Origin of the sequence: Stenotrophomonas sp. 2YAF22 (assembly GCF_052114665.1) — a bacterium.
GTDB classification, from domain to species: Bacteria; Pseudomonadota; Gammaproteobacteria; order Xanthomonadales; family Xanthomonadaceae; genus Stenotrophomonas; species Stenotrophomonas indicatrix.
Genome location: NZ_JBFRFE010000860.1, coordinates 1 through 1,334, shown reverse-complemented (window position 1 = coordinate 1,334; position 1,334 = coordinate 1). Strand labels below are relative to the sequence as shown.

The window sequence follows — 1,334 nt, the reverse complement described above, 5'->3', positions numbered from 1 at the left end:
AAGCAGTCCGGCCTGGCTGGCTCCAGCCATAGCGGCAAGGCCCTGCGCCACATCCTGGAAACCCTGCCGCGTGAAGAACTGTTCCAGTCCAGCGAGGACGAACTGTTCCGCACCGCAATGGGCGTGCTGGGCCTGCAGGAGCGTGTGCGCAGCCGCCTGTTCCTGCGCCGCGACAAGTACAGCCGTTTCATTTCCGCGCTGGTCTACCTGCCGCGCGAGCGTTTCAACACCGACGTGCGCCTGCGCATCGAAGCGATGCTCAAGGAAGCGCTGCACGGCGAGTACGTGGACAGCTCGGTGGTGCTGGGTGAATCGCCGCTGGCCCAGGTGCACCTGATCGTGCGTCCGAAGCCGGGCGAAATGCTCGACGTCGATACTGCCGAACTGGAGCAGAAGCTGGCCCAGGTGCTGCGCAACTGGCAGGACGACCTGCGCGAAGCGCTGGTCACCCGCCATGGCGAAGCCGAAGGCCTGCGCATTGCTGCGCGTATCGGCAAGGCGCTGCCGGCCGGTTACATCGAAGACAACAGCACCGCCGTTGCCGCCAACGATGTCAGCCAGCTCGATGCGCTGACCGGTCCGGACGACCTGCGCCTGAGCCTGCAGGCCGTGCCGCGCGAATCCGGCGATGGCCTGCGCCTGAAGCTGTATCGCCAGCTGGATGACATCCCGCTGTCGGACGCGCTGCCGATGATGGAAAACATGGGCCTGCGCGTGATTGCCGAGCGCCCGTACCGCCTGTCGGTGGACAACGCGCCGGTGTACGTGCAGGACTTCGAGGTCGAGTCGACTGCCGGTGCGATCGATGCGGCCAGCGTCGATGAAGCCTTCGGTGAGACCTTTGCCCGCGTCTGGCACGGCGATGCCGAGAACGATGGCTTCAACCGCCTGGTGCTGGCTGCCGGCCTGCACTGGCGCCAGGTCGCCATGCTGCGCGGCTACTGCAAGTACCTGCTGCAGACCGGCGTGCCGTTCTCGCAGGCTTACGTCGAAGGTACCTTCACCCGCTACCCGCTGCTGGCACGCCTGCTGGTCGAGCTGTTCGAAGCCCGCTTCGATCCGGCCACCGGTCATGAAAGCAAGGAAGACATCGCCACCGGCCAGGCGCAGCTGAAGGCCCACCTCGACGTGCTGGCTGCCGGCGACGAGGCCACCCTGAAGGTGCTCAAGACCGTGGTCGACGCCCGCAAGGGTGACCGCGATGCGCAGATGCAGGCCGCGCGCGAAGCGCTGCTGAAGCTGATGGACCGCGTGTCGAGCCTGGACGAGGACCGCATCCTGCGTTCCTTCATGGGCGTGATCGATGCGACCCTGCGCACCAGCTACTACCAGAC

General features: G+C 66.2%; 1 protein-coding gene. It reads left to right on the top strand.

What is annotated here, in order from left to right; translation table 11 throughout:
• Positions 1–1,334 (top strand): NAD-glutamate dehydrogenase domain-containing protein (locus AB4Y84_RS21755; RefSeq protein ID WP_442250947.1); only part of this gene is annotated, 1,334 nt, incomplete at both ends.